Source organism: Magnetococcales bacterium, assembly GCA_015231925.1.
Lineage (GTDB): Bacteria > Pseudomonadota > Magnetococcia > Magnetococcales > JADGAQ01 > JADGAQ01.
Genome location: JADGAQ010000327.1, coordinates 1 through 2,798, shown reverse-complemented (window position 1 = coordinate 2,798; position 2,798 = coordinate 1). Strand labels below are relative to the sequence as shown.

General features: G+C 58.7%; 3 protein-coding genes and 1 pseudogene. All 4 read right to left on the bottom strand.

Annotated features, from left to right (window positions below):
* Window positions 1–358: 358 nt before the first annotated feature.
* Window positions 359–808, bottom strand: a complete 450-nt coding sequence (locus HQL56_19425; protein ID MBF0311687.1) for a YaiI/YqxD family protein — start codon at window positions 806–808, stop codon at window positions 359–361.
* Window positions 805–1,257: a DNA lyase gene (locus tag HQL56_19420; protein ID MBF0311686.1), complete on the bottom strand. Its 453-nt coding sequence runs from the start codon at window positions 1,255–1,257 to the stop codon at window positions 805–807. The genes HQL56_19425 and HQL56_19420 overlap by 4 nt, the downstream gene beginning before the upstream one ends.
* Before the next feature lie 17 nt (window positions 1,258–1,274).
* Window positions 1,275–1,376 (bottom strand): annotated as a pseudogene (locus HQL56_19415) (rubrerythrin family protein).
* A 61-nt stretch (window positions 1,377–1,437) separates the two neighbouring features.
* A complete protein-coding gene (locus HQL56_19410; GenBank protein MBF0311685.1) occupies window positions 1,438–2,631 on the bottom strand; it encodes a tetratricopeptide repeat protein in 1,194 nt (397 codons plus the stop codon).
* Window positions 2,632–2,798 lie beyond the last annotated feature (167 nt).

The window sequence follows — 2,798 nt, the reverse complement described above, 5'->3', positions numbered from 1 at the left end:
TCGCTGGAGGAGACTGATGAGAGCACCCGGTGCCGGTCGGCCCATTGGGAGACCAGCAGCCGAGGGTCAGGCCGCAGCCCCTGGGAGAAGGCCTCGTTGTAAAGCCGGGCGGTCTCATTCATCGGTCGCCTCTTCTCCCATCGTGCCAGACAGCTCCAGCAGATGTGCCCGAACGAATTTCTCCAACGTACTGCGCAGGGTGCGCATCTCCACCCCGAGTTCGGCACCCATGGGACCGGCCACCCGATTGGGCCATGCCTCCCAGGCCGCCCGAATCGCACGCGCCCGGTTGAACTGGAACGGGTTCAGGAGGTGATGGGGGATTTGCGGAAGGAAGGCCAAACCGCCTGAGACGAGATCACCGACCCCGTTTGAAGGCCTGAATCACCTCTTCCAGAGTTTGCAGGAACCGCGACCGGTCCTTGTTGCCGAAGGGCGGGCCGCCACCCCGGATCTCCCCCGTATCGCGAAGGTGGGCGTTGAGATCGCGCATGGCGAGCGCCATGCCGATGCCGTCTTCATCGAAGGGTTTGCCGGTGGGACCGACGACGCAAGCGCCCTTGGCCAGACAGCGGGCGGCCAGCGGGATGTCCGCCGTGACGGCGATATCCCCCCGCTCGATGCGTTCCACGATCCAATCGTCGGCCTGGTCCAGACCGCCCGAGACAACCTGGAGGTTCAGCAGGGGATGGGCGGGCAGGCGCATCCATTGGTTGCTGACCATATGGACGGCGAGGCCATGGCGTTCGGCGACCCGCATCACCTCGGCCTTCACCGGACAGGCGTCGGCATCCACGTAGATCATCATGTCGAGGCCGCCAGTTGCGACCCGGTGCGCTCCCATGTCCGCAGTCCACCATCCACCAAGGTGAACAGGGGATGGGGCGTCGGCCCGGCGCTGGTCAGGAGCATGGCGTGGTGGGCAAAGTTGCGCAGGGCCGTCTTTCTCAAGAGGTGATCCCACTCGTACAGAAGTTGGCCGGTGGTTTCCCGGATCAGGCCTTCCCATTTGGATGGAACGATGCGAGAGGCGTTGAAGCGGTAGCCCCGCCGGGTCGCCTCCCGCTGCACATCCCGCAAGTAGGCGGATACTGCGCCGACGGGATCATCCTGTTCCCGGAAGCGTTGAAGCTGGGGATGGCTGGTGTATCCCCGGGTCAGCCCCTGAAGCACCTTCTGGGCCAGCAACGCCTCCCGCCACAGGGCGACCAACCCCTGGGCGTCAAGATGTTGCGGATGGAGCGTCCACAGTCTCATCGGAAACCGTCAGGCTATCCCTTTTGTTCGGCCTTCCTGGCGAAGGCGAGATACTTGTGGTTGGCCTGGCTTTCTCCGGCGAAGGCGGCTTTCAGATTGTCCTTGGTTTTCACTTGCATCATCCTTTCATAGCAATATTGATGATTTGACGATGAAATTCTCGACAATCGTCTGCACCGGTCACCTGAGAGATAGAAATCGCTTGGCATCTGGGGGAATCGGTCCCGGAGTGTGCCGAACGACCAGTTTCTCCAACCATTGGGTGATGTGGTGGTCCGGTTCAACCTTCTGAAGCATATCGAGGAAACCCATAGCGCTCTTGAGTTTGCCCAGACGAAGAACATAGCGGGCCACCAATCCATAGAAACTCAAAACCTCGCTGAAATGGAACATTTCCCGGTCAGGCACCACATCAGTCAGAACAAAAGATTTTCCCAGGACTTCGAATGCCTCGCGGATTTTTCCCTCGGTCAGCAGGATCTCCGCATAATTCAGCCGCCCGAACAGGTATCCAGGATGGCGTTGGAAATTGGTTTCCGCCACCGTTTTGGCTTCCTGGTGGTCCCCGACCTTGGAGCATGCAACGCAGAGCCAATTGTAAAGCATCGGGATGTCAGGGTATTGGCCGATCAGTTCTTTCAGCCGTTTGATCGCACCGTGCGGATCCTCATTGATACCATCATACAGTTCCTGCCCGTCGTTCGGAATCTGTGCGAGGCGTTTATTGAATTCGTCGTCCAACTCATCATAGGTGATTTCGAACGACAAGAGCCGAACCACGGGTGTTTCTGGACTTCCAGCAAGAGCTTTTCCCAGTGTCTGATCGGGAAGAAGCCCTTGCTGACTGGCCGCCTCATCATCTTTTCCTTCAGGAGAGGGCACAAATGGGATCAACCCCTGTTCGAAGGCAACCTCCTGAGTTTCGCGGTGGTAGCTTCGGATATCGACAATCAGACCGTTGAGAAATACCATCCACAGCAACGGGTTCCGGTCCGCGCATTCTGGCAGAGACCAGCGGGGATCCATCTGCATCAGGTCCAGTGAGTCCCAGCCCTCCTTCGACTTGCCGTAGGCCGCGCTCTGGCTGACGCCGAACAACCCGCAGAGGTCCGTCGCGGTGAAATGTGGCTTGCTGGAAGGGTCGAACAGGAAATTGACCCGGCCCAGGGCATAAACGATTCCCGCAGCCCAGGTCTTTGGGCGACCGACCGACAGCGGGGATGGCCGCTTTCTGGAAAGAGCCGCAGCCATGAATCTGGCCAAGGTTGCATAACTGTTCGTCAGATGCTCGGCGCAAAAGGCATCGGTGATCGCAACGATCTCATTGAAGATCGGGGTCATGGCCTTGGGTACGGATTCCGAGTGCTTGAACATCGTCTGGACCAAATGCATTCTGGAGTACGGGCGGAAACAAATAGAACCCCCGTGAGGATACTCAAAGGGATGGTCCACCACCAGGGATGGTACTTCCAAAAGGGTGCCGTCTTCAATGGCGCTTAGTTAGCCGTAACCTCATATTTCTTCAAGGATAATCTAGCCAC